Origin of the sequence: Pseudocnuella soli, assembly GCF_004347775.1 — a bacterium.
In the GTDB taxonomy this organism is placed as follows: domain Bacteria; phylum Bacteroidota; class Bacteroidia; order Chitinophagales; family Chitinophagaceae; genus Flavisolibacter; species Flavisolibacter aquaticus.
The window spans coordinates 1,714,735-1,739,857 of sequence record NZ_CP037755.1 but is presented as its reverse complement, the minus strand read 5'-3'; the positions used below and the strand labels follow the sequence as shown (position 1 = coordinate 1,739,857).

Annotated in this window: 19 protein-coding genes; 3 read left to right on the top strand and 16 right to left on the bottom strand. The window is 49.9% G+C overall.

Features of this window, described 5'->3' with window-relative positions:
• Positions 1 to 375: 375 nt before the first annotated feature.
• The 14 genes from EPD17_RS07295 to mraZ all read right to left on the bottom strand — a co-directional run bounded on the left by EPD17_RS07295 (position 376) and on the right by mraZ (position 18,320).
• Positions 376 to 705: a hypothetical protein gene (locus tag EPD17_RS07295; protein WP_132053021.1), complete on the bottom strand. Its 330-nt coding sequence runs from the start codon at positions 703 to 705 to the stop codon at positions 376 to 378.
• Between the two features lie 388 nt (positions 706 to 1,093).
• Positions 1,094 to 3,031, bottom strand: a complete 1,938-nt coding sequence (ftsZ, locus tag EPD17_RS07290) for a cell division protein FtsZ (RefSeq protein ID WP_132053019.1) — start codon at positions 3,029 to 3,031, stop codon at positions 1,094 to 1,096.
• A gap of 153 nt (positions 3,032 to 3,184) precedes the next feature.
• Positions 3,185 to 4,555 (bottom strand): cell division protein FtsA, encoded by a 1,371-nt coding sequence (ftsA, locus tag EPD17_RS07285; protein WP_132053017.1) that lies wholly within the window; start codon positions 4,553 to 4,555, stop codon positions 3,185 to 3,187.
• A gap of 140 nt (positions 4,556 to 4,695) precedes the next feature.
• Complete coding sequence (locus tag EPD17_RS07280; protein ID WP_132053015.1) at positions 4,696 to 5,799, bottom strand: cell division protein FtsQ/DivIB; 1,104 nt, start codon at positions 5,797 to 5,799, stop codon at positions 4,696 to 4,698.
• A gap of 73 nt (positions 5,800 to 5,872) precedes the next feature.
• Entirely contained in the window at positions 5,873 to 7,312 is a 1,440-nt protein-coding gene (murC, locus tag EPD17_RS07275) for a UDP-N-acetylmuramate--L-alanine ligase (protein WP_132053013.1), read from the bottom strand.
• A gap of 78 nt (positions 7,313 to 7,390) precedes the next feature.
• On the bottom strand, positions 7,391 to 8,548 hold the full coding sequence (gene murG, locus EPD17_RS07270; protein ID WP_165929554.1) for an undecaprenyldiphospho-muramoylpentapeptide beta-N-acetylglucosaminyltransferase: 1,158 nt from the start codon (positions 8,546 to 8,548) through the stop codon (positions 7,391 to 7,393).
• Positions 8,549 to 8,573: 25 nt separating this feature from the next.
• Positions 8,574 to 9,947 carry an FtsW/RodA/SpoVE family cell cycle protein gene (locus tag EPD17_RS07265; protein WP_132053009.1) on the bottom strand — a complete coding sequence of 458 codons (1,374 nt, stop codon included), beginning with the start codon at positions 9,945 to 9,947 and terminating at the stop codon, positions 8,574 to 8,576.
• Between the two features lie 119 nt (positions 9,948 to 10,066).
• Positions 10,067 to 11,407 (bottom strand): UDP-N-acetylmuramoyl-L-alanine--D-glutamate ligase, encoded by a 1,341-nt coding sequence (murD, locus tag EPD17_RS07260; RefSeq protein ID WP_132053007.1) that lies wholly within the window; start codon positions 11,405 to 11,407, stop codon positions 10,067 to 10,069.
• Positions 11,408 to 11,422: 15 nt separating this feature from the next.
• On the bottom strand, positions 11,423 to 12,700 hold the full coding sequence (gene mraY, locus EPD17_RS07255) for a phospho-N-acetylmuramoyl-pentapeptide-transferase (protein WP_132053005.1): 1,278 nt from the start codon (positions 12,698 to 12,700) through the stop codon (positions 11,423 to 11,425).
• 91 nt (positions 12,701 to 12,791) lie between these two features.
• Positions 12,792 to 14,258 carry a UDP-N-acetylmuramoyl-L-alanyl-D-glutamate--2,6-diaminopimelate ligase gene (locus EPD17_RS07250; RefSeq protein WP_132053003.1) on the bottom strand — a complete coding sequence of 489 codons (1,467 nt, stop codon included), beginning with the start codon at positions 14,256 to 14,258 and terminating at the stop codon, positions 12,792 to 12,794.
• Position 14,259: 1 nt separating this feature from the next.
• Positions 14,260 to 16,368 (bottom strand): penicillin-binding protein, encoded by a 2,109-nt coding sequence (locus EPD17_RS07245; protein ID WP_132053001.1) that lies wholly within the window; start codon positions 16,366 to 16,368, stop codon positions 14,260 to 14,262.
• A gap of 125 nt (positions 16,369 to 16,493) precedes the next feature.
• Entirely contained in the window at positions 16,494 to 16,823 is a 330-nt protein-coding gene (locus EPD17_RS07240) for an FtsL-like putative cell division protein (protein WP_114235918.1), read from the bottom strand.
• Positions 16,824 to 16,909: 86 nt separating this feature from the next.
• Positions 16,910 to 17,863, bottom strand: coding sequence for a 16S rRNA (cytosine(1402)-N(4))-methyltransferase RsmH (rsmH, locus tag EPD17_RS07235; protein WP_132052999.1), 954 nt, complete (start codon positions 17,861 to 17,863; stop codon positions 16,910 to 16,912).
• The gene (gene mraZ, locus EPD17_RS07230; RefSeq protein WP_114235916.1) at positions 17,856 to 18,320 is read right to left on the bottom strand and encodes a division/cell wall cluster transcriptional repressor MraZ; all 465 of its coding nucleotides are present in this window, start codon (positions 18,318 to 18,320) and stop codon (positions 17,856 to 17,858) included. Before mraZ ends, rsmH begins: the two co-directional genes overlap by 8 nt.
• A 255-nt stretch (positions 18,321 to 18,575) precedes the next feature.
• Between mraZ and EPD17_RS07225 the strand changes: the two genes are divergently transcribed.
• Positions 18,576 to 19,808, top strand: coding sequence for an S-adenosylmethionine:tRNA ribosyltransferase-isomerase (locus tag EPD17_RS07225; protein ID WP_132052997.1), 1,233 nt, complete (start codon positions 18,576 to 18,578; stop codon positions 19,806 to 19,808).
• A gap of 514 nt (positions 19,809 to 20,322) precedes the next feature.
• On the opposite strand, the gene EPD17_RS07220 is transcribed toward EPD17_RS07225, so the two are convergent.
• Positions 20,323 to 21,663, bottom strand: a complete 1,341-nt coding sequence (locus EPD17_RS07220; RefSeq protein WP_114235914.1) for a sensor histidine kinase — start codon at positions 21,661 to 21,663, stop codon at positions 20,323 to 20,325.
• Between the two features lie 130 nt (positions 21,664 to 21,793).
• Here EPD17_RS07220 and EPD17_RS07215 point away from each other — a divergent pair, with 130 nt between their 5' ends.
• Both EPD17_RS07215 and EPD17_RS07210 read left to right on the top strand, forming a co-directional pair.
• Positions 21,794 to 22,345: a YqgE/AlgH family protein gene (locus tag EPD17_RS07215; RefSeq protein ID WP_114235913.1), complete on the top strand. Its 552-nt coding sequence runs from the start codon at positions 21,794 to 21,796 to the stop codon at positions 22,343 to 22,345.
• Between the two features lie 75 nt (positions 22,346 to 22,420).
• Positions 22,421 to 22,747, top strand: a complete 327-nt coding sequence (locus EPD17_RS07210) for a cupin domain-containing protein (RefSeq protein ID WP_132052995.1) — start codon at positions 22,421 to 22,423, stop codon at positions 22,745 to 22,747.
• Positions 22,748 to 23,107: 360 nt separating this feature from the next.
• Here the strand turns inward: EPD17_RS07210 and EPD17_RS07205 are convergent, their stop codons facing one another.
• Positions 23,108 to 24,985, bottom strand: a complete 1,878-nt coding sequence (locus EPD17_RS07205) for a DUF4139 domain-containing protein (RefSeq protein WP_165929553.1) — start codon at positions 24,983 to 24,985, stop codon at positions 23,108 to 23,110.
• Positions 24,986 to 25,123 lie beyond the last annotated feature (138 nt).

Genomic DNA, 25,123 nt, shown 5'->3' with positions numbered 1-25,123 from the left:
TATAAATTTGCACACATTATTTGAAAAAATGATGTCGCATTGGTGCCGGTGGGTCTGTGGAAAAAAGAGGCAACTGGCAAGAATGATATAGCGCTTTGTAAATCAATAGTTTTTCTGCTTACTGGCTATAAATAGAGGTGTGGAAAAATGCCGCAATTAATAGGGTGCTATTCTCCTGCCAGCTTTTTGCGGCGACGCCTACGCTTCGATATGATTGGGTTATGCACACCGGAAAAAGCCCTTCAATAAGACGAACAGTGAAGTTTCTGTTGTATAGATATCGAAAAGCTGAAGCGTCGCTATTTTACCAACAAAAACCCGTGCTAAAAAGCAGGGGAAAATGGAACAGAGAACATATGGGTGTAACTAAAAAACTCAGGCCCGATGATGAAAATAATCTGCGATGGCAATGGTGGTACACTCCACCAGGCTTTGCGCAAGCTCGTTGGGTAAATGTTGGGGTGTCTTCAATCCTTGCTGCAGGGTAAATACCAGCTTGTCGCCCGACAAAATATACTTCAATCCTTTATCGATATACCGTACCGTGCAATGCAGGTCGTGCCCCCGCTCGGTAACGCTAACCAGCGCGATGTACATTTTGTCGCGAAAAGGAATGTCGATGCTAAAGACTCTTGCCATCACAACTTCATTGACTACTTCCAAGGTAGCAACATCGCGGCCGCCATCCATGGCCAAAATACCCACACATTAAAGCACTGGGCAATCTGCAATGTCAAATTTTTGCTGTGGATAAGCGCTGCTATTTTCGACAAAGTGTTGGGTAAAAAGTGGTAAGGCGTTTTTAAATATGCCCGATTAAACAAAGAAGGAGATAAAGATGGGCCGGATTGTGGCTTAGGTCAGTGGTTATTTGTCCAATAAATAATACAGTGCAGTTCGAAACACGGCCGCAGCCTTTGCATTTTACCCAACAAAAACCCCCACTGGAAACAGTGGGGGAACAACTAAAAACAGAAGCCATTCAGGCTTTTAAGGAACAGAGATGAAACGATATACGATTTCGGATTTCGGATTTACGATTGGGGTTTCCTGCAAACGCAGGTACCAATCGTAAATCGTACATCCAAAATCCTTAGTCCGGTTTTTTACCGTCTAAAAATGAATTGATGGTTGAAATTTGGCTGTTGCCCGTGCCATCGGGCTTTACCGAATAGTTAGAATAGAAATTTTCCACCGAAGCGGTGTTGGGGGATAATTCCATATTGCGGCGGATGTAAGCCGGCACTGTTTCAAACTCGTTATTCGGGTCAGCCGCATTTACATTGAACGACAGGTTGCGCAATTTCTGTAGTCGTTCGGCTGCCCGGCGTTTTTGTTCCTCGGCCACGTCCTGCATGGCAGGGTCCTCGGCCTTAGGTGGTTGTGGTGGTGGAGTCTGGTGGGCTCTCGGCTCATCCGCCGCCGGAATATTATTACGAATTACCAATTGCATCGGGAAGTTTTCTTCCTCTTCAATTTTTGCAACGGGTTTCGCAACCGGTTCTTCGGCAGGTCGGGAAGTGGATACCTCCCCTTTTTTGTCTGCGTAAATATTGGATGGTCTGGCCAGATAACCTCCGGACGCTGCAGACGCCGGGTTATTGTTTTGGTTTTGCAGCGGTGTATTAGATTGGGCTACAATAGTACGATGTAATTGCGCAAATTTTTCATCCAGCGCTTTTTTTCTTTGCTCCCACTCCAGTTGCTCTGGGTCGGCGGCAGGTGCGGCTGGGGTTTCTTCTTTAAACTTCAGTTGCATGTGTACCGGAGTGTCCTCCTGCACGGGCTTGGGTGCCACCGGCTGTGCGGGCTGCACGGTACGCACCTGCGCAGGCTGCTGCACGCTGGGCGATTGCACCACCACGCGGGGCTGCACCGTTGGTGCCACGGGCTCATCCTCTTCCACCAGGGTTGGTGCCAGCGGATCGATTAGCGCTACGGCAACAGGCTCGGGCTTTTTCTCCTCGGGCATGCCAGTGTCGAGGGTCATTACAATTTTTTCCGGCTGCCTGGGCTGCTCCGGCATTTGTGCCTGCACAGACGAAGACAGGCGGGAGAACGGATCGTGGAACTCAAAACCGGTAGCAATAAGCGTGATGCTCAGCTTGTCGCCCAGTGTATTGTCGTACCCCATGCCCAGGATCACATCCGAGTTTTCGCCGGCCTGTGTGAGCAGGTAGTTTTGAATAATGTCCACTTCATCCATGGTAAACTCATGCTCACCTTCGGCCGAGTTGATGTTGATGAGGATCCATTTGGCGCCGCGGATATCGTTGTCGTTGAGCAGTGGCGAGTTAAGCGCCTCTTCAATGGCACGCTGTGCACGGTTGTCGCCGTTGCAGGCTGCGTTGCCCAAAATGGCCACGCCGCCGTTGCGCATTACGGTGCATACGTCGGCAAAATCGACGTTGATCTGGCCGGTGCTGTTGATCACATCGGTGATACATTTTGCAGCCGTTGCCAGCACGTTATCGGCCTTGGCAAAGGCTTCGCGCATTTTAAGGTTGCCAAACTGGTGGCGCAACTTATCGTTGGAAATCACCAGCAGGGTATCTACATATTGCTTCAGTCGCTGAATGCCTTCTTCGGCCTGCAGCTGGCGCTTTTTGCCCTCGTAAGCAAAAGGCGTGGTAACAATGCCCACGGTGAGGATGCCCAGGTCGCGGCAAATTTGTGCAATGATGGGTGCACCACCGGTGCCGGTGCCACCGCCCATACCGGCAGTAACAAAGGCCATCTTGGTGTTTACCTCCAGCATGCTGCGGAGTTCTTCCAGGCTTTCCTCGGTTGCCTGGCGGCCAATTTCAGGGTTGGCGCCGGCGCCCAGGCCTTGGGTGAGGTGTGGCCCCAGTTGCACCTTATTGGGCACATTGCTCAGGGCAATGGCCTGTGCATCGGTGTTGGCAATAATAAAGTTGACGCCTTCAATATTCTGGCTGTACATGTGGTTAACGGCGTTCGAACCGCCGCCACCAATGCCAATCACTTTGATGATGGATGATTTTTCTTTCGGCAAATCAAAATGGATCATATAATATCGTTTGTACCGCACATGCGGCTGGTAAAAAATTCGGGTGATGAAGAATGGGCTTGTTCCTGTTCGTTGATTTCATAGTGTATCGTTCCGGGAGGGCATTTATTGCGCAACGCCCCCACAGAACTTCAGACCCAAACCGCTGCCTGTTTAAAAACGGCGGTCTTCTTCCTCCTTAAAAATGTTGATCAGGCCGTCCTTGAACTTGCTCCAGAAACCAGGCCCCTTCGGTTCGCGGGGTGGCCTTGGGCCAGCACCTTCGGCACCAACTTCAACGGGCTCGTCCTCCATTTGGCCCATCAGCGACTCCGGCACTTCCAGCCTGCGGAAATCGGTTGCAAACTGTTTGCGGTTGTGCTCGTAATCGTCGTAGCCTTTCAAGATGAGGCCCAGGCAGGTGGCATAAGTTGGTTTGGCCAACTCCTCGATGTGGCCAGCGGCCAGGTGCTCGTTGGGCAAACCCAGGCGGCAGTTGAGGCCGGTAACATACTCGGTAAGTTGCACCAGGTGCTTCAGCTGCGAGCCACCACCGGTAAGGATGATGCCGCCGTTGAGCATTTTGTTGTCGAGACCTACTTGCTTCAGGTGATAGGTTACAAAATCCAGGATCTCACTCATACGTGCCTGGATGATGTTGGCCAGGTTCCGTACGCTGATTTCCTTGGCAGGCATGCCGCGCAAACCAGGAATGGTGATGAATGCGTTTGCCTTGGCCTCGTTGGCCAGCGACGAACCAAACTGCACCTTCATTTGCTCGGCCTGTGCTTTCAATACGCCCAGGCCGGTTTTGATGTCGTTGGTAATGTTTTCACCGGCAAACGGAATAACAGCAGTGTGTTTCAAAATGCCTTCATAAAACACGGCCAGGTCGGTAGTGCCGCCACCAATGTCCACAATGGCTACGCCTGCTTCCAGGTCTTCTTCGGCCATTACGGCTGCAGCCGAAGCCAGGGGCTGCAGTACCAGGTCTTTAGTAATAAGGGCTGCTTTTTCCACCGCACGGTTGATGTTGCGGATGGCGTTTTTGTCGCCGGTGATGATGTGAAAATTGGCGCCCACTTTTACACCGCTGTAACCAATAGGGTCGGCAATGTTCTGGAAATTGTCCACCGTAAATTCCTGCGGGATCACATCAATGATCTGGTCGCCGGCAGGAATGTACGTTTTGTACTGATCAGCAATCAGCTGGTCAATTTCCCGTTGCGAAATTTCATTGTCGGTGTCGTGGCGCACAATGTCGCCGCGGGTTTGCAGGCTTTTGATGTGGTGGCCGGCAATACCCACGTACACCTCGTTTACTTCAAGGTTAGGGTTCGATGCATAACAGTTGTCCAATGCGGTACGGATCGCCTTGATCGTTTCGTCGATGTTCAGCACCTGGCCGTGCTTTACACCGTTCGAAGCCGCCCTGCCAAAGCCAAGAATCTCAAGTTTTCCAAACTCGTTTTTCCGGCCGGCAATGACAGCGATCTTGGTGGTTCCGATGTCGAGGCCAACAATAATCGGTTGCTCGTTGTTCATGTTCCGTGTTTTAGCTGTTTTAGTTGTTTAAGTAAGTTTGGTTTTTACAAGAGCTTGGATTGGTGGCGGCACCATCCTGTAACCTTTGGCCTGGTACAGGTCGGCCCCGCCGGGTTGTTCCTTTTTTGTTTTACGAAATTTTAATTCCGTTCTGTTCGCCGGGGCATCACGGCTTTTGGCTGCTGCGCCCCTTTTGATTTATTGATCTGTTCCTTTTTGCTCGTACTTTTTGTTTCCTTCTTAGCAGCGCTGCGCACCGGTTGCGCTACTGCCGTTTTCGGCTTTGCTTTTGGCGCCGCCACCGGTGCCGCCTCTTTTTTTGCCACTGCTGCAGGCTTTGCAGCTGCGGGCTCGGCAGCTTCCGCTGCTGCAGTTTGCGCAGCAGCATGGGCCTGCATCATCTGGTCGGATTTGAGCAGGGCTGCAATGTTTTTTTGCAACTGCACCGAATCAACCGCCGCATTGGTGCCGCGTTGCACGGCCACCACCTGCCCGGCATATTGCACATCCACTACGCTGTATTTATCAAAACCTGCCTGGCTCAACACCTTTTTGTAAAACACTTCCAGCCGGTGCAGTTTTTCTTCCACCTTTTCGGCATTGCCCAACCGAATGGTGTGGTTGCCCACTGTTGGTAAAAGTTCCAGCGTCCAGTCGGGCATGATGTCGATCTGCGCAACCTGTGCACTCCAAAACCCGTGGCCGCTGATGTACTGCACCATCCGGCGCACATCTTTCACCACAGCACTGTCTTTGGGTCCTGCCGCTTTTTTTGCCGAAGGATAACCGGTAATAACCGGCACCCGGGCACTGATGTGCGACAGCAGCGGCAACCTTGCCCCGGCGCTGTCGATGTAAAACGAAGTGCCGTTGCGGGCAAAAACCCGCGCAATGGGCTGGCGTTCTTTTACCACCACATGCAATTCATCGTCGCGATCGAAATATAATTCCGCATCGGCGATCCATGCGTTTTGCTCCAGGTCTTCTTCCAGTTGCGCCAGGTCGATGGTTTCGATGAGGCGCCCTTTCAGCAGCGACTGGCCGTTTTCGGAAAGCTGTTTGCCAATATCTTCTTTGCTGATAAAATAGCGCTCTCCCATGCCATTAACGGTAATATGTACCGCACCGCAACGGCGCTGCTGCCCCCGGCCATTAGCCGCCACCAACAGGGTAATGACCCCGCCGGTAATGGCAGCCCAAAGGGTTGTGAGTACAATGCGTTTTATGGTTCGTTTTGAGGCCATCTTTGTTAATGGTGAGTGGTGAATGGTGAATACAGGCTTGCTACATTGCCCATTCACCGTTGACCATTCACGGTCATGCTTTTTCCAAAATTTGTTTAATCGGCTGCACCAGCGTATCTATATCGCCGGCGCCGGCCGTAATGATCACTTCACCAAATTCTTTGTTGATGCCAGTTGCATATTGTTCCATCCACTGCACCAGGCTTTCTTTCTGCACTACTGTTTTTTGCTCCCGTGAAATGTGGCGCAACAGCATATCGCTGCTCACTCCTTCCATGGGCAGCTCCCTTGCCGGGTAAATGGGTAGTAAAATCACTTCATCGGCAATGGAAAGGCTTTCGCCAAAGCCTGCGGCAAAATCTTTGGTCCGCGAAAAAAGATGCGGCTGAAAAATCACCGTGATCTTTCTTCTGGGGAACAAAGCTCTGGCACTTTTCAACAAGGACTGCAACTCTTCGGGGTGGTGCGCATAATCGTCGATGAACACCGGATACACATAACCACCCTGCTCTTCCGCTTCTGGTGCAATGATGTATTCAAAACGGCGTTTAACACCTTTGAAATCTTTTACCGCCGCCCTTATTTTGTCCGCATCAATTTCCAGGTGTGCAGCAATGGCAATAGCAGCGATTGCATTTTCCACGTTGTGCATGCCGCCAATATTTAGCTCAAAGCCTTCAATATTGCCGGTGGGCAACACTGCATCAAAGCGGTAGCCGCCCTGGCGCATCTGGATGCTGGCTGCATAGGCATCGGCAAAATCGTTGCTACCGCTGTAGCTCACCGTTGCAACGCCTGTTACTTCGCTCATGCGGAGCAGGCCATGTTTGTGCAGCAGCAGTCCGCCCTTTTTCAGTCCTTGTGCAAACTGCACAAAAGCATCCTGCAATGCCTCTTCTGTACCGTATATATCCAGGTGGTCGGCATCCATAGCAGTAACTACCGCTACATCCGGCGACAGTTTTAAAAAACTGCGGTCGTACTCGTCGGCTTCCACCACACACACATCCCGTTCGCTGCTCCAGAAATTGGTGCCGTAGTTGGTGGCAATGCCGCCTAAAAATGCGTTGCACCCAAAACCTGTGTGCCGAAGGATATGGGCCACCATTGTGCTGGTGGTGGTTTTGCCATGCGTGCCGCCAACGCAAATGTTGAATGCACCATTGGTGATGGCACCGAGCACATCGCTGCGTTTGGCAACCGGGTAATTATTGGCCTGGAAAAACAGGAGCTCGCTGTGGTTTTTTGGAACGGCAGGTGTGTACACTACCAGTGCAGCATCTTTTGGCGCCAGCGTCACATCATCTGTGTAATGAATGGCGATGCCGCTCTTTTCCAACTCACTGGTAAGGGTGGTGGGTGTTTTATCATAACCGCTAACCCGGGCGCCCTGTGCATGGAAGTAGCGGGCAAGGGCACTCATGCCAATGCCGCCGATGCCGATGAAGTACACTTCACCGCCAGCTTTTGCTGCTGCCACTGCCCCTTCTATGTTGCTGCCCGTTGCCGTCATGCTTACAATCCGTTGCTCCTTTCCAGGAATATTTTATTTACCCCAAACACCTGCAAGCTTTGCAAATGCATAGTTGATTTAAACCCGTGCAACAGCGCCTTGTACCGTTTCCAGTATGGCTGCTGCAATTATTTCGTCGGCGTTGCGAACGCCTTCCCTTTTTATGTTTTGCGATAGCGCTTTTTGCTCCGCTTCGTTTTGCGCCAGTGCAATGATTGCAGGCACTACTTTTTCCATTGCTTCACTATCCTTGATCATCACCGCTGCATGGTGCTCCACCAGGTAACGGGCATTGGCCGTCTGGTGATCTTCGGCCGCAAAAGGATACGGCACAAAAACAGTTGGCTTTCCCAGCAGGGCCAGTTCGGCAATGGCCATGGCTCCTGCGCGGGATATCACTACATCGGCAGCGGCATAGGCCTGCTCCATTTGCGTGATAAAATCGCCCACCCAAATGCCTTCTTTACCTGCAGCACGCTGCGCACCTTTTTCAGCATACGGCTTACCCGTTTGCCAGATCACTTGCAGGCCTGCTGCAATCAGTTCGTCCAGGTGTGCATCGATGGCTTCGTTTATGCTTTTGGCACCCAGGCTACCGCCAACAATCAGCACCGCTTTTTTACCTCCACTCAACCCAAAGAACTGCAGCGCATCTTCCTGTTCAATAACACGGCCGGCGATGCTGGCACGTACCGGGTTGCCGGTAACCTGCAGCTTTTCGGCAGGGAAAAATTTTTCCATACCGCCACTGGCTACAAATATTCTTGTTGCGCCTTTGCCCAGCAGCATGTTCGATTTACCGGCAAAAGAATTGGACTCGTGAATAAAGGTGGGGATGCCCTTTGCCTGTGCCAAACGCAACACCGGAAACGAAGAATATCCACCCACACCCACAACCAAATGGGGCGCAAAATTGCGTACAATTGACCTTACCTGCCAAAAGCTTTTTAATAATTTATACGGCAGCGTAATATTTTTTAATAAAGAGCTGCGATTGAAGCCCGCAATGTCGATTCCGCGGATGGGAAAACCGGCCTGCGGCACCTTTTCCATTTCCATTTTGCCATTGGCACCCACAAACAAAATATTGGTGGCCGGATGCTGTTTTTTTAACGCATGTGCAATAGCAATGGCCGGGAAAATATGGCCACCGGTGCCGCCGCCTGCAATAATGACGCGCAACGGATCCTTACCACCAATGGCGGCAGGTGCAACGGTCACATTATTTGCAGACATATTTTCCATATGGCTCTACTTATTATTAAAATGGCAAAGCTGCTTCTTTGAGCGGCTCCAATGTGTTGATCTTTTTCTTTTTGGCAACTGGCTTTTCTACACTATTGCCTTCAACCGGCGCAGGTGTTTTATCATCGTCGTCGCCATCATCAGGTGGATTGTCGCCGCCTGCCGCTTTACCTTCAATCTGCTCTACGTTGCGGGCCACGCTTAAAATAATGCCGATGGCAAAACAGGTAAACAGGAACGAGCTACCACCCATACTTACCAGTGGCAGCGTAACGCCGGTAACTGGAAACAGGTTTACATTTACGGCCATATTTGCCATTGCCTGGATCACCAAAGTGAAGGACAGCCCAAGAGCTAAAAACGCGCCAAAAGCATACGGACAACGTTTAAATAAACGAATGCTTCGATATAAAAAAACGAGGTATATAAATATGATGAGTGCACCACCAATTAATCCATATTCTTCGATGATGATGGCGTAAATAAAATCGTTGTAAGCCTGCGGCAAAAAGTTGCGCTGCTCGCTGTTGCCGGGGCCCATGCCCAGCAGGCCACCTTTTGCAATGGCGATTTTTGCTTGGTTTACCTGGTACAGATTATCATCTGCAGCATCGGGACTGCTATACATAAAATTTTCTACACGGCTCACCCATGTAGAAACCCGCGCAGTAATGCGGGAAGACTTTTCTTTCTTGGCAACCACTTCTTCGCTGCCGCTGGTTTTATGACTGATCATAGCAGCCATGATTAACATGACCACGGGTATGGCCGCAACGCCTACCACCATAAGCAAGTGCTTGCCGCTAACACGGCCAATGAACAGCAACAGCATACAGCTGGCGCCCAGCAGCAATGCAGTTGAAAGGTTGGCTGGCGCAATGAGCAAACAGGTAACCGCTACCGGGATGATCACCGGTACAAATCCTTTTTTAAAATCTTTGATAACGCCTTGCTTTTTACTGAGCAGGCGGGCCAGGTACATAAACAAACCCAACTTGGCCAGGTCGGAGGTTTGCATGGTAAGGTTGATGATGGGCAGCTTGATCCAGCGGCTGCCTTCATTTAGGGTAACACCAAAAAACAGCGTATATAACAAAAGGGGTATAGAAAGAAGGAAGATAACTTTTGCAATGCGGGAGTAAATGGTGTAGTTAACGCGATGCGCAAAATAGATCACCACGAAACCGATCACGATAAATGCGAACTGCTTGAACAGGTACACTTCGGTGTTGCCTTTGTACATTTTGTACGCCAGCGAACCCGTGGCACTGTACACCACCAGCAACGACACCAGCCCCAACAGCAGCACCAGGCCCCAAATGGTTTTGTCACCATGCGGCTTATGCTTCAATCCCTTCAGCGAAGTGGGTATGTTTAAGAGTTCATCCATTTCATCAATGCATTTGAAGGCAAAATTCAAAAGGCAAAAGTCAAAAGAGTAACTGCGATTGGCAGCCGGTTTTGACTTTTAAATTTTGGCTTTTTGCTAAACGATATTGCTCACTTCAATCACAAGCTCATTACTGTCTGCTTGAACTGTGTGCCGCGGTCTTCGTAGTTGCGGAACAGGTCGAACGATGCGCAGGCAGGGCTCAGTAAAACAGCATCGCCAACAGTGGCTGCTTCAAACGCAGCTTTCACTGCAGCTTCGGCACTGTCGGTGCTGATAACGGGCACTACACCATCAAACGCAGCTACGATTTTGCTATTGTCTGTGCCCATGCACACAATGGCTTTTACTTTTTCTTTTACGCCATCCATCAGCAGGTCGTAGTCGTTGCCTTTGTCTACACCGCCCAATACCAGCACGGTTGGCTTGGTCATGCTTTCCAGCGCATACCAGGTGCTGTTTACATTGGTGGCCTTGCTGTCGTTGATAAACTCAACGCCGCGAACTGTAGCCACGGGCTCCATGCGGTGCTCCAGGCTTTGAAATGTTTGCACCGCTTCACGAATCTTGTTTTTGCGAATGTCCATAGTGGACCCGGCCACACAAGCTGCCATGGTGTTGTATTGGTTATGTTTTCCCTTCAATGCAAAATCGTACACACTCATCTCCAAATTCTCGTTACCGGTTTTCACCTGCAGCTCGTTTTCTTTGATCTGGCCTCCTTTGGTTACTTCCTTCTTCATGGTAATCGGTAGTTGATTAGCTGTGATTGAATATTGTTGTAAGTGATCGGTGATCACTTCGTCATCCTCGTTATAAATAAAAAAATCTGCTTCTGTCTGGTTCATCGCGATGCGAAACTTGCTCCGGATATAGTTTTCAAACTTGTAATCGTATCGGTCCAGGTGATCCTCAGTGATGTTGAGCAGCACCGACACATCGGGACGAAACGTTACAATGTCATCCAACTGAAAAGAACTGATCTCTGCTATATAAATCGGCTTTGGATCTTCGGCCACTTGTTTGGCAAACGAATAACCAATATTGCCCACCAGCGCCGCATCCAACCCTGCAACTTTGCAGATGTGATAGATCAGCGAAGTGGTGGTGCTTTTTCCGTTGCTGCCGGTAATGGCAATGATCTTACTATCGCCTTTGTACCGGTAAGCCAGCTCTATTTCCGAAATAACCGGGATGCCTTTTTGGCGCAGCTTTTTAACCCATGCATTCTTTTCCGGAATGCCCGGGCTTTTCACCACTTCATCTGCCGCCAGCAGTGCCGCTTCATCCACACCTTGTTCCATGAATGAAATGCCTGCTGCCTGCAGTTCTTTTCTGTATACTTCCTTCAAAGAGCCTTCATCCATCAGCACTACGCTGTATCCTTTTTGCTGCGCCAGCAGCGCAGCGCCTACTCCACTTTCTCCTCCGCCTAATACAACCAGTTTTTTCTCTGTCATTTAATCCGGATATTTTTATCTAAGTTTCAGTGTAACGATGGCAAACACCACACAAAGCAGCGTTACAATCCAAAACCTTGTTACAATCTTCGCTTCGTGATATCCTTTCTTTTGATAATGATGGTGCAGCGGGCTCATTAAAAAAATCCGCCTGCCTTCACCATATTTTCTTTTGGTGTATTTAAAATAACTCACCTGCATTACCACGCTCAGGTTCTCTACGAGGAACACACCGCAGAAAATCGGGATCAATAATTCCTTGTGCACAATGATGGCCAGTGCTGCAATGATGCCGCCCAAAGTCAACGAACCAGTATCGCCCATAAACACCTGCGCCGGGAACGAATTGTACCATAGAAAACCCACGCAGGCCCCGATCATGGCCCCAATAAAAATGGACAGCTCGCCCAAGTTGGGGATATACATGATATTGAGGTAATCGGCAAAAAACACGTTACCACTGGCATAGGCAAATATGCCCAAACAGACACCGATCAATGCTGATGTTCCCGTTGCCAAACCATCCAATCCATCCGTTATGTTCGAGCCGTTCGACACTGCCGTAATGATGAAGATCACTATCCCAATAAACAGCACCCAAGAGTAAGGACGCAGCCCTTCGGGCAGCAGCTTGGAATAATTAAACTCATGCGACTTTACAAATGGAATGGTAGTGATGGGATCCTCTGCTTTTACCAATACTTTCTCTTTATCATTTACCCTAACCCGGATCACTTCTGCATTTGCCGGCGGATTGGTGCCCTGGTACTCACGGAATATTTTTACGTTGTCGTTGAAATAAAGCGTAGCACCAATGATCACACCCAGGCCCACCTGGCCAAGAATCTTAAACCAACCAGCCAATCCATCTGCATCGGTCTTTTTATATTTCTCGCCACGTTCGAGTGCAATCTTCTTTGCTTTCAGTTTCAGGTAATCGTCAATAAAACCAATCACACCCAGCCACACCGTGCTTACAATCATCAGGCGGATGTATACTTTTTCCAAATTTGCCAGCAGCAGCGTTGGAATGAGTATCGCCAGGATAATGATGATACCGCCCATTGTAGGCGTTCCTTTTTTATGTTGTTCGCCCGCCAGGCCCAGGTCGCGAACGCTTTCACCAATCTGCATATTTACAAGCAGGTTGATGAGGCGCTTGCCATAAACCGTTGTGATGAACAGCGACAACAACACCGCCACCAGCACCCGGAAGGTGATGAAACGAAATACTTCGCTTCCGGGGAAACTGATTCCTTCATCGCGCAGCCATTCAAATAAGTGATATAACATTTAGCTCTTTGTTCTTTGTTGTTCTTGCAAGCTATGAGTGATTAGCTGCGAGCCTCGAGTAAACATTTACTCACAGCTCGTAACTCGAAGCTCACTTCTCTAATTCTCTAAATAATTCCCACAACACTTCTTTATCATCGAAATGTGTCTTCACGCCGTTGATCTCCTGGTACTTTTCGTGGCCCTTGCCAGCGATCAGTAAAATATCTTTTGGCCCGGCCATAGTAACGGCTGTTTTGATAGCCTGCTTACGGTCGGCGATTGAAAGCGTTTTGCGACGTGCCGCAGTGTTCAAACCTGTTTCCATATCCGCAAGGATCTGTGCAGGGTCTTCGCTGCGTGGATTGTCGGATGTAAAAATGACGCGGTTGCTGTGTTCGGTGGCTACCTCACCCATCACTGGGCGCTTTGTTTTATCGCGGTCGCCGCCACAGCCCACAACAGTAATTACCAGCTCTTCGCCGCTGCGCAATTTGTTGATGGTAGCCAGCACATTCAACAATGCATCCGGCGTATGCGCATAGTCCACAATCCCAATCACGCCTTCTTTTGGCGAGATCATATAATCAAAGCGGCCTTCGGCACCGGTAAGATTGCTCAGTACCTGCAGCACTTCCAGCTTGTCTTCGTCAAGACTGATGGCTGCGCCATACACCGCGAGGATGTTGTATGCATTGAACTCACCAATGAGGCGGAAATGCACCTCCTGTTCGTTCACGGTCATCACCAAACCCGCCAGCCCGTTTTCCAAAATTTTTCCTTTGAAATCGGCCACAGTGCGCAGGCTGTATGTAAGCTTGCGGGCAGCGGTGTTTTGCAACATCACCGTGCCGCGTTTATCGTCGAGGTTGGTGATGGCAAATGCATCTGCACGCAACCCGTCGAAGAAGCCTTTTTTTGCCTTGATGTATTCGTCAAAGGTTTTGTGGTAATCGAGGTGGTCGTGGGTAATGTTGCTAAACAGGGCGCCGGTAAAATGCAAACCTGCGATGCGGTGCTGGTGCACGGCATGCGAGCTTACTTCCATAAACACATGTGTGCAGCCCGCCGCTGCCATTTGCGCCAGCAGCGCATTGAGCTTTACCGCATCGGGTGTGGTATGTGTGGAAGGAATGATATTTCCGGCAATGATGTTTTCCACCGTGCTCACTAACCCGCAGGTATAACCGAGACCGGTAAATAATTTATACAACAGCGTGGCAATGGTGGTTTTTCCATTGGTGCCCGTCACACCCACCAACTTCATTTTGTTGGAAGGCGCGCCATAAAACGTATGGGCCATTTGCCCCGCCGCTTCGGCACTATTGCGCACCTGCACATAAGTAACCTGCGGCTGTAAAGTTTGCGGCATGGCTTCGCAAACCACTGCCACAGCACCACCTTCAATTGCGCCATCAATAAAGCGATGGCCATCGGCGGCAACACCTTTTACGGCAATAAACAGGGCACCCGACTGAACCGCACGGGAGTCGATCTGCACGTCCCGCACTTCCACGTCAGTGCTACCCGAAACCGCTTCGAGGTGAACGCCGTATAATATGTCAGAAAGTCTTTTCAAATCAGTTCAATACAATGGTGATCGTTTGGTTTTTCGTTACCGGTGTGCCGGGTGCAATGCTCTGCGCCACTACTTTGCCCCGCCCTTTTACCGCCACTTTCAGTCCTTCGTTTTCGAGCAGGTACAGCGCATCGCGCAGCGCCATGTTGCGGGTATCAGGCACTTTCTTTTTACCTGCAGGCACCGGTTTTATTACCGGCTTATTATTCACGGTTACTGCACGGGTCCACTCAGCAGGGCCGGCCGAGTCGGTATAGCGCAGGCCGGTTTGTTTCAACACCTGCGATACTTCTGGGGCATAGCCTGCATAAGCATACTGCGCACTATCGGGCACCACCTCGAGGGGCGTTACTTTCTTTTTTTGGACAAAGCTGGCGTACATCTTTGTAGCCACTTCTTTAAACACCGGCGCAGCTAACTGTCCGCCATAGTGTATAGCTGCATGTGGCTTTGTTTTGATCACTACGATGCAGGAATACTCAGGTTTATCGGCCGGGAAGTAACCCACAAAGGATGCCTGGTACACACCATCGTAGTATTTAATATTGCCGCCGGCAAAATGCGCTGTGCCGGTTTTGCCAGCCACCGGGAAAGGCATGTCGGCAAAAACGTTTTTACCGGTTCCTTCGGTGATCACTGCTTCCATTGAAGCCCGTGCAGCAGCAACAGTTTCGGGTTTGCAGATGGCATCATCCAATACTTCTGGCTCAAAATGTTTTACCGCAACACCATCGCTTTTGATGGTGTTCACCAGGTAAGGGCGCATCATTTTGCCCTCGTTTGCAATAGCATTGTACAACATCAGTGTTTGCAGCGGGCTTACTTCAATAGCGTAGCCAAACGACATGGTGAGCATGGCGTGCAAACCTTCTTTGTTGCGTTTCCAACGAGGCAGCAACGGCGCCTCTTCGCCTACCAGGCCAATACCCGTTTTGCGATCGAGGTGAAATTTTTTGAGGTAATCTTTGAATTCATCGGGGTTGGTTGCAAACGCTTTGTAGGCCAGTTTGGCCATACCCACATTGGAGCTGTGTGCAAAAGCTTCACGCACCGTCAGCACTGCTTTTGGCGAACGTTCGGCATCGGTAACATTGCGCACAGCTACATATGCATTGCCGGAAGTGCCTACTTCTACGGCTTCATTTATTTTAGTATGACCACCTTCCAGAACCGCCAGCAGTGTAGCCAACTTAATGGTAGAACCCGGCTCAGTGGTTTGCAAAGCGTAGTTCAGGTTTTCATCATAGGTACCATCTTTAGTGCGACCGAGATTGGCAATGGCTTTTATTTTACCGGTGGCCGTTTCCATTACCACGCAGGTGCCATGCTGCCCTTCGCTTTCCACCATCATTTTCATCAATGCGTTTTCGGCAATGTCCTGCACGGTTACATCAAGCGTAGTGATGATGTCTTTACCATTCTCCGGTTCAATCTCATATCCGTTTACCGGCACAAATGCACCGCCGGCTAAAAAGCGCACCAGTCGATGGCCGGTAGAACCTTTCAATAAAGTATCGTAAGTACGCTCCAGTCCTACGTTCTGTGCGTTTTCTCGGGCCAGGCCTATGGTGCGTTTTGCCAGCAAACCAAAGGGGTTGAGGCGCTTGGTTTTTACTTCGGCAATAACACCGCTACGGTTGCGGCCCATGCGCACCAACGGAAATTCGCGGAAGGTTTTATACTGGTCGAACGACAGGCCTTTTTTGATTAAATAATAACGGTTCTTTTGGTTGTAGGCCAACTGCAATTCCCGCTTGTAAGTGCCCACCGATTTATCATCGAACAGGGCCGAAAGATGCCATGCTAATGAATCGATATTGTCGCGGAAGCGCTTGCCGTTTTTATCGCGCAGGCCTTCGGCACCAAAGTCCATGTAGATATCGAAATACGGAATGGACGTCGAAAGCATTTCGCCGTCCTCACTGTAAATGGTACCCCGCTCTGCATCGAGAGTTACAAATTTCTGGTGCAAACTATCCGACATGCCGCGCCAATAATCGCCCTGCACTTGCTGAATGTAAAAGGCACGACCCAGCACGAGCAGGCTCAGCACGCCAATGCCGATAAAGCTAAGATACACCCGCCACAGTATGTCGCTTTTTACCTCCATTATTGATTTACGATTTGGGATTTACGATGTACGATTTGTTTTCAACTGAAAACGGATTTCAAAAAGGGCAACAGTCTTTTGTTGCAAGCCCAATCGTAAATCCAAAATCGTCAATCGTAAATCAACTACTCACCACTGCTATCCACCAACACCACCGGTGCGGTGGTCAATTCTTTCAATCCCAACGGCTCCACGGCTTTCACCAGCTCGCTTTGGCGGCTGCGAAACAACACATCGCCTTTCACCGTTTTAAATTCGTATTGCAGCTCTTTCAATTCCTTTGTTGTCTTGCTAATGGCACGCTCCGTTTTATCAGCACGGTGTCCATTGTAGATATAGATCACAGCAAGCAACGCCAGAAACAGGAAGAAAGGGATCTGCTTGACTACCGACTGGTAGTTGAGCACCTTCTTCCAGTAGAACTGGACTTTTTTTTCTGCTTTTGCTTGTTGCATTTTTTAAGTTTCGAGTTTTTAGCTTTGCGTTTCGAGAAGGCAGATGGTGCAACTTTTCTCGCAGCTCATAGCTCGCTATTTACAGCTTACTTTCGTTCCGCAACCCGCAGTTTTGCGCTGCGGCTGCGGGTATTCAATTTCAATTCAGCATCGGTCGCTGTAACCGGTTTTCTGTTCACTAGCTCAAAGGCACTCATGCTTTTTTTACCGCCAAAAATTTCATCTTCTTCCAGCTCGAAACCACCATCCCGAAAAAACAATTTCACCAGCCGGTCTTCCAGCGAATGAAACGTGATGATGGCTGCGCGGCCGCCACTTTTTATTACCTGCGGCAATTGCTCCAGCAGCTCCTGCAAGGCACCCAATTCGTCGTTCACCTCAATGCGCAGCGCCTGAAATACCTGTGCGAAATATTTATTCGGATTGCCTTTTACTATACTGTGCACCGCCGTTTTAAACCCTGCGATGGTTTTGATGGGACCCGTTTTTCTAGCCTCCACTATGGTGCGGGCCAGGGTGCGGGAATTGGTGACTTCGCCATATTGCTCAAACAGCTTATGCAACTGAGCCTCACCGTAAGTGTTCAGCACATGAAAGGCTGATTTCTCCTGGCGCTGGTCCATGCGCATGTCCAGATCCGCATCGAAACGGGTGGAAAAACCACGCTCCGCTTTGTTGAACTGGTGACTGCTTACACCCAGATCGGCCAGCACGCCATCCACTGGCAGCACACCATGCAGTTGCAAAAAGCGCTTGAGGTGGCGAAAGTTGTGCGGCACAAACAGCACCCGCTCATCGTTGGGCAGGTTTTGCCGCGCATCTTCATCTTGGTCAAACGCCACCAATTTTCCGTTGGGGCCAAGCTGCTCCAGTATGGCCCTGCTATGACCACCACCACCAAAAGTGCAATCCACGTAAACCCCATCCGGCTTGATGGCTAAACCTTCTACCACTTCGTGCAGCAGCACCGGCACATGATAGTCGGATGCCTCTGGCAATGCTTCCAATTCAACTTCCTTGCTATTGTTTTTTTTAGCCATTATTACCCTCCCCTCCTGCCATTACCGACGAAGCCAGCGAACTGAAATCATCAGCCGAATAGTTATCAAAGAACTGCTGGTATTTATCTTTTGCCCAAATCTCAATCTTGTCCACGGCCGATGCCAGCACAATATCTTTTTCCAACCCCGCGTACTCTTTCAAGTTCGGTGGCAACAACAAGCGGCCAGCCGAATCGGGCTCCACAATGGTGGCGCCGTTGAGAAAAAAGCGGCGAAACTCCCGAACCTTTGGATCAAAATCGTTAAGGGTTTTGATCCGTGCAAACAGGGGCTCCCAGCTTTCCATTGTGTACAGGCTCAGGCACTTTTCGAAGCCCCGGTTGACTACAAAACGCGTATTTTCACTCTCCGCCAGCTGCCTTTTAAAGCCTGCCGGGAGCAAAAACCGACCTTTGGAGTCGAGGGTTGCTTCAAATTCGCCGAGGAAACCTGTCATTCGCGTTTGTTTGGGGGGAAAACCATCCAAGATTGACACAAAATAACACAATTTCCCACTCCTGAATTGGGATTGGAATTTTTGTTTTTATCCACAAAATGCCCGGTTTCAGAACCCTTGCGGAGCAAGGCTTTCGCGTCATTTCTATAACTTTTCATTATGTGTATATGTGAATAGCATGTGGATAACTGTGCATAAGTTGTGCACAAGGCATAAGTTTGCGCCTTTTAGGCCCAATTGAACAGTTACACGTAGATGAAACCCGAAGCGATTAAGATTGACGCATATACTTACGACCTCCCCGACGACCGGATTGCCGCCTTTCCGCTGTCGAAAAGAGACGATTCAAAGCTGCTGGTGTATGAAAGTGGGAAAATTGAAGACGACCATTTTTACAACCTGCCGCAGCATTTGCCGCAGGGCGCTACGCTGGTGGTAAATAATACGCGGGTGATTGAAGCCCGTTTACTGTTTCAAAAACCAACTGGTGGCGTAATCGAGATTTTTTGCCTCGAGCCGACCGACCTGCCGATGGAAAGCGCTTTGGCGCAAAGCGGCACAGTGCGGTGGAACTGCATGGTGGGCGGTGCATCGAAATGGAAGCCGGGACAGGTGTTGCGCAAAGAGCTGGCCGGTGGCGCGGAGCTGCGGGCCTATTATATAGATAAGCAGCCCCAGCATTTTATTATTGGCTTTGAATGGCATCCTGCCCACTTGGCTTTTGCCGAAATACTGCACGAGGCCGGCGCCATTCCGCTGCCGCCTTATATTAAAAGAGCAGCCCAAACCGATGATGCCACCCGATACCAAACCATTTTTAGCCAGGAGCAGGGATCGGTAGCGGCGCCAACAGCTTCGCTGCATTTTACCCCTGAAGTGTTTGGCGCACTGGCGCAAAAAGGCATCCACACCGCACCGCTGACGCTGCATGTGGGCGCCGGCACATTTAAACCGGTAAAATCGGAAACCATTGGCGAACACCAGATGCACGCCGAGCATTTTCATGTAAGCAAAACCACGCTGGAGCAATTGATTGCTGCGGAACAAATTGTGGCATCGGGCACTACATCGCTGCGCACCCTGGAAAGCCTATACTGGATCGGGGTAAAACTGTTGCGGCAACAATTTGATGGTGCAGGTGAACTGTGGCTGGACCAGTGGGAATGTTACATTTTAATGGACGAAACCACATCTTATGCACAGAGCCTGGCGGCACTGGTACAGCACCTGGATCGTATAAGTGAATCGGTGCTGTATTGCAAAACCAGCTTGCTGATTGTACCGGGCTACCGGTTTCGGTCGGCAATGGCGCTGATCACTAATTTTCACCAGCCGCAATCCACGCTGCTGCTTTTAGTGGCCGCATTTATCGGTGCTGACTGGCGCAAGGTGTATGATCATGCAATGGAAAGGGACTACCGGTTTTTGAGTTATGGCGACAGCAGTTTGTTGTATCGAAAGGAGCCGGAAAATGCGCCCTTGGGCTGATGGATTAAAATGTTGACGACTGCTTAATTCAGTACCCCGCTTTACTTATTGATATCACGCTGCACCGTTCATTTGTCATGCTGTGTGCAGCGACGCATCCAAGCAGTGCTTATATATTCCTTCAGCCCGAAGGGCTGAAAGTTGAATAGCCACCGGTGCAACCGGGGGTTAGGGAATTCAAACCATAGATGGAATTTGCCCAACCCCGAAGGAGTTGAACAATTGTATGCTGCAGAACAGGTTCAACCCCTCTGGGGTTGAGTGCACCATGGGGCATTGTTATCCGCCGGTTGCACCGGCGGCTATGGATGGTTCAAGCCCTTCGGGCTTAGGCTGTAAAAAGCTTGAAACTATAGTTTGCCGAATAGAATTACTAGCCGCACAAGTGTGCGACGCAACAGAGGCTGGATAGAGATGTAGCCGTTCGTTACAAAAAACAAAACAGCCACTTCAATGAAGTAGCTGTTTATTATTAAAAGCAATTATAACGAGCGGTACTGAGAGCAGGAAAAGTCTACGCTTTCTTCAGCGGAAACTCAATGGTAAAACAACTGCCCTTGCCCAGCGTACTATCGGCTTTGATGCCGCCGTTGTGCGCTTCCACCACGGTTTTTACATAGCTGAGGCCAAGGCCAAACCCTTTCACGTTGTGCACGTTGCCGGTGTGGGCCCGGTAAAATTTTTCAAAAATACGTTTCAGTGTTTCGCGGGTCATGCCGATGCCGTTGTCCTCGATGCGCAGGATAAAACTGCTGGGCGTGGAATCGGTGGTGAGGCAAATGCGCGGCGCCACGTTTTCCTTGCTGTATTTCACGGCATTGTCCATCAGGTTGTTCACCAGGTTGGAGATATGCACTTCGTCGGCATCAATCAAATCATTGGTTGCGTTGAGATCGGTTTGGAGCTCGCCACTTTTTTCATTCAGGCGCAGCGCAAAGTTGTCGGCCACGTCTTCGATGATCTGGTGCACATGCAGCGGCTTTTTATTGAGCTGTATTTCCTGCCGCTCCATCAGCGCGGATTTTAAAATCGTTTCCACCTGTCGGTTCATGCGCTGGTTTTCTTCTTTAATAATGCCGGAGAAATACAGGAGCTTTTGCGGATCGTGCATCACCTTTTCGTTCTTCAGCGCATCCACCGCCAGGGATATGGTTGCAATAGGCGTTTTGAACTCGTGGGTCATGTTGTTGATAAAATCGTTCTTGATCTCGCTGAGCTTTTTTTGCTTCAGCATGGTGTGGATGGTGAGGTAAAATGCTGCAATAACTACTACCATCAACAGTATAGAAAACACCATGAGCGGCACCAGGCTTTTGGCCACAATATTTTTGATGCTGGGCACCACCACAATCAGCACTTCATCAAACGTCAGGTTCTCGGCAACAGAGCCTCCTGCAGGTACCAGCGGGTAGGTGTACGAATAGTGCGAAATCGAGTCTTCGTACCAATCGTAAAAGTTGGCCGATTTGCGTTCGAACACCAACGGCATATTGGTGCGGAACGTGGCAAGCCCAAATTCAAAGGGCACATCTTTCATGTGCTGCGCATCAAAGGCCAGCTTTATCTTATTATAAATTTCAAGGGTGGTAAAATGCTGCCCCACAATGTATGGCTTGGCCAGTTCCAGCGAAAAATTATCGGACAGGCCCGGGAATACCCGCACTTTGGCCGTAGGTGCATTGCCTTTGTACTCGGCCAGCTGCTGCCCCACCAACGTAGTGATGGCGGCTACTTTTTCCTTTACCTGTTCTTCCTTTAAGTGCAGCATATTGCGCAGCCACGACACCTGGATCCAGATGATGCCGAGCAGCGACAACGTGATGAGTGCGATGATGATGGGAAATGTCCGTTTCACTGGAACAAGTTGATGAAAAATTATGGGTTTACAAAAATCGGTGCCATCGGCGCATTTTGCTGGCACAAGATTATTGTACCCTACGGAAAGAAAGCTTGTTTCAACTGTTCGTTTACCTTTAATTTAACGTATGACAGAACCAGCCGCCGGTATTTTGCTTATTGCCGACCCGTTTTTGAAGGATCCCAACTTTATGCGTACCGTGGTGTTGCTGACGGAGCACCAGGATGAAGGCTCGGTGGGCTTTGTACTGAACCGACAGTATGAAAACACGCTGGACGAACTGATCCCGGAAATTGAAGGTTTTAAAGTGCCGGTGTACTACGGCGGGCCGGTACAGATGAATACGGTGCATTTCTTACACGGCCGCCCCGACCTGATTCCGGGCGGTGTTGAAATAATGGAAGGCGTGTTTTGGGGCGGCGATTTTGACACGGTGCTGGAGCACCTGCGGGACGAAACGCTGGACGTAAACGAGATCCGTTTTTTCATTGGCTACTCGGGGTGGGGCAACGGGCAACTGGACGGAGAAATGGCGGAAAAAACCTGGCTTACCGTGGAGGCAACTACCGACCTGATCTTTCATCCGAAGGTGGAGGAAATATGGAAAGATTCGTTGAAACACCTGGGTGGCGATTATGAAATGATGATCAACTTTCCTATCGACCCGCAGTTGAACTAATCGAATGCTATATTTATTTCATGTGATGAAATATGACGCATTTAATATTCGTGTACACCCTAAACATCCACACTTATGAGCAACGCTATTGAAAACGGTAAACCTTTTTCGCCTGCCGATGCGGTGGGCTACGCAGATGGCTCGGTAGTGAGCAAAACCATTCTTAAAAAACCTTCGGGAAACATCACGCTGTTTTCTTTCGCCGCCGGCGAAGGCTTGTCGGAGCACAGCTCTCCGCATGAAGCACTGGTGCATATTCTGGATGGCAGTGCGGAAATATCCATTGCCGGTGCAGCACAAACGGTACATGCCGGCCAGTGCATTATTTTACCGGGCAATGTGCCGCATGCACTGAAAGCGGTGGAACGTTTTAAGATGATGCTGGTGATGATTAAAAGCTAGCAGTGGTTTCTATCAAGGGTTTTTGAACCACGAAGACACGAAGGGATGAAGGGGCACGAAGGGTTCACTTTTGGATTAGCACGGTTGATAATTGCTGACAGGCGACGCTGTTGGTCGGTGTTGGTTGTCATTGCGAGGCGCAGCAGCGTACTACTGCTTTATTAAAATGGTGGCGCCGAAGCAATCTCCGTGAATTGTTCGTGTCAAATAAACGATGACGACAAATGCTTTTATCAAAACAGGAGATTGCTTCGGCGCTCCAGATGCAACTATAACAAAGACACCGCGGCGCCTCGCAATGACGACAGAGAAGGCCGCGACTGCAGCGACGATGCAACAGCATGAGCTATCACAAACCTCCTAATCCAACACCACTTTACGATCTTTCGGATAACGAACCCGGTAGCTGCTGGTTAGCTTTTTTTCTTCGCTGGGTGCTAATGAAACATTCCAGGTCAGCAGGCCTGTTTCGCGGTCCCATTGTGCATCCGGGGCTTTTTGTTCGTCCACTTCAATTTCCTTATTTACCGATACAGGGAATTGGTCTTCAACAATCACGGTGATGGGTATGCGCTTATTATTGCGCACCGTAATTTCAAACGCTTTTGTTTCGGTGCGGTTGGCGCCAATCAGGCGCTTTGCCGTAAACTCCTTTACCAGCTTGCGTTGCACCCTTATGCCGTTGTCTTTACCCAACGCCAAGCCCAAGGTATCGCCGGCGTTGGCCAGGTCCAAATAAGTTTTACCCAAATAAGTGCCTTCGAAAAACAAGGATGCTTCACCCGGTTGCAGGTCCAGTTCCTGCCACGAAGTAATTTTCGCTGTTAAAAACGCAGCCGGATCCAATTTTGGCGCTGCATAATATTCAAACAGCGCAGGCACCGCCAATTTGCGAATAGGTATGATGGTGGTTTTGCCGTCGGTCTCCAGAGTGTATTTGTCTTCAATAGCATACACCGTGGTGGTAGGTTTATAATCGGTGGTTACTGCCACTGTTTGCAGCTCTTCTTGCTTCGCAGGTGCTGCAACCGCTCTTTTCAATTGAGCACCCGCAACACGGCCTTCCAATGCGGCATTTTGGGTGCCATAACCAACTACCACTACTTCATCCAAGGCGTTTTGCTGTTCGTTTAATTGAATATTAAAATATCCCGGTTTTATTGCAATGCTTTTAGACTCAAATCCAACAGCGCTAACTACAGCCACGGCCTGCACCGGCAGGTTTTGCAACTTAAAAAATCCATTGGCATCGGTAATGGTACTGCTACCACTGCGTACCTGCACAGTGGCGCCCGCCACCGGTTCGTTTTTATTGTTGGTAACCCGCCCCATGGCCACACCCGGCTGCACCCGCTGGTTGCGCATCCATGCTGTGGAAGGGTCGTAAAAATTCAGTTGCCAGGGTTGCAGTTGCGATGGCGTGGCATTGTCGGTTGGGTTGCCGGTGCTGAGCAAAAGCGCCACATCTTTCCAGGTTTCGCCACTGCGTTGAAATACGTTGGCGGTCATGGTCAGGTCAATGGGTTTGCCTACTTCGGCCACACGTACATCGTAGGTGGCGTACCAGCCCGCGTCCTTTACCGTATACGTAAGGGTAAACCGGATGCTGCGGGTTTCTTTGCTTTCTATCAACGCAACAACGGAGTTGTGTACACTATCCCGCTTCTTGCCCATTTCACTAATCTGCATGCGGGTTCGCTCCCACTCTTGCTGTGCAGCCTGTACCCGCTTTGTTGTTTCCAATTGTTTTTGGTACAACTCGGTCAATCGCTGCCGGTGGAGGTCCAGTGCAGCCTGCAACTCAGCTGCTTTTACGCCGGTGCTGCCGCCAATCGCCTGGTTTTTGATTAACATCGCTTCCTCCTGCTTGTACACTTCCAGAAGTTTGAGGTCCGCGTCCATTTTATCTTTCAGGCCGGCTTGTTTTTCCAGCAATGCTTTTTCCTCCTGCTCTACTTTGCGTTCGCCAAAAAAGTCTTTCACAGCCTGCACCGACAACAGCGTGATGGCCGCATCTGCTTTGAGCTGTACGCTTTGTGCATCCAGTTGGTTGGACAGGTTGGTAAATTGTATTTCGGACCGGCCGGGTTGCACCGCCACGGTTGCGGTTCGTTGGATTTGTGCACCGGACGAAAACACGGTAACAGCCTGAATGGCCGTTTCGGCAGGTACTTTGCGCACCTGCGCCTGCAGCAAAATGTGGGGCAGCAAAGAAATGATAAGCAGTAGCTGTTTCATAAAGTATGTATTGGGCAAAACAAATAGACGCAGGAACAATGGAATTACATGAAAATACGCCGCTCCATTTTCTGGCTTTGATGTAAAGGCAGCGCCGAGGGCTAAAAGGCTGCACATAAAAAAAGCTGCTGCCTTAAA

Bases quoted from the DNA above. Each gene is read 5' to 3' on its own strand.
- ftsZ (WP_132053019.1), bottom strand. From the start codon at position 3,031: ATGATCCATTTTGATTTGCCGAAAGAAAAATCATCCATCATCAAAGTG.
- ftsA (WP_132053017.1), bottom strand. From the start codon at position 4,555: ATGAACAACGAGCAACCGATTATTGTTGGCCTCGACATCGGAACCACC.
- EPD17_RS07280 (WP_132053015.1), bottom strand. From the start codon at position 5,799: ATGGCCTCAAAACGAACCATAAAACGCATTGTACTCACAACCCTTTGG.
- murC (WP_132053013.1), bottom strand. From the start codon at position 7,312: ATGACGGCAACGGGCAGCAACATAGAAGGGGCAGTGGCAGCAGCAAAA.
- murG (WP_165929554.1), bottom strand. From the start codon at position 8,548: ATGTCTGCAAATAATGTGACCGTTGCACCTGCCGCCATTGGTGGTAAG.
- EPD17_RS07265 (WP_132053009.1), bottom strand. From the start codon at position 9,947: ATGGATGAACTCTTAAACATACCCACTTCGCTGAAGGGATTGAAGCAT.
- murD (WP_132053007.1), bottom strand. From the start codon at position 11,407: ATGACAGAGAAAAAACTGGTTGTATTAGGCGGAGGAGAAAGTGGAGTA.
- mraY (WP_132053005.1), bottom strand. From the start codon at position 12,700: ATGTTATATCACTTATTTGAATGGCTGCGCGATGAAGGAATCAGTTTC.
- EPD17_RS07245 (WP_132053001.1), bottom strand. From the start codon at position 16,368: ATGGAGGTAAAAAGCGACATACTGTGGCGGGTGTATCTTAGCTTTATC.
- EPD17_RS07240 (WP_114235918.1), bottom strand. From the start codon at position 16,823: ATGCAACAAGCAAAAGCAGAAAAAAAAGTCCAGTTCTACTGGAAGAAG.
- rsmH (WP_132052999.1), bottom strand. From the start codon at position 17,863: ATGGCTAAAAAAAACAATAGCAAGGAAGTTGAATTGGAAGCATTGCCA.
- mraZ (WP_114235916.1), bottom strand. From the start codon at position 18,320: ATGACAGGTTTCCTCGGCGAATTTGAAGCAACCCTCGACTCCAAAGGT.
- EPD17_RS07225 (WP_132052997.1), top strand. From the start codon at position 18,576: ATGAAACCCGAAGCGATTAAGATTGACGCATATACTTACGACCTCCCC.
- EPD17_RS07215 (WP_114235913.1), top strand. From the start codon at position 21,794: ATGACAGAACCAGCCGCCGGTATTTTGCTTATTGCCGACCCGTTTTTG.
- EPD17_RS07210 (WP_132052995.1), top strand. From the start codon at position 22,421: ATGAGCAACGCTATTGAAAACGGTAAACCTTTTTCGCCTGCCGATGCG.
- EPD17_RS07205 (WP_165929553.1), bottom strand. From the start codon at position 24,985: ATGAAACAGCTACTGCTTATCATTTCTTTGCTGCCCCACATTTTGCTG.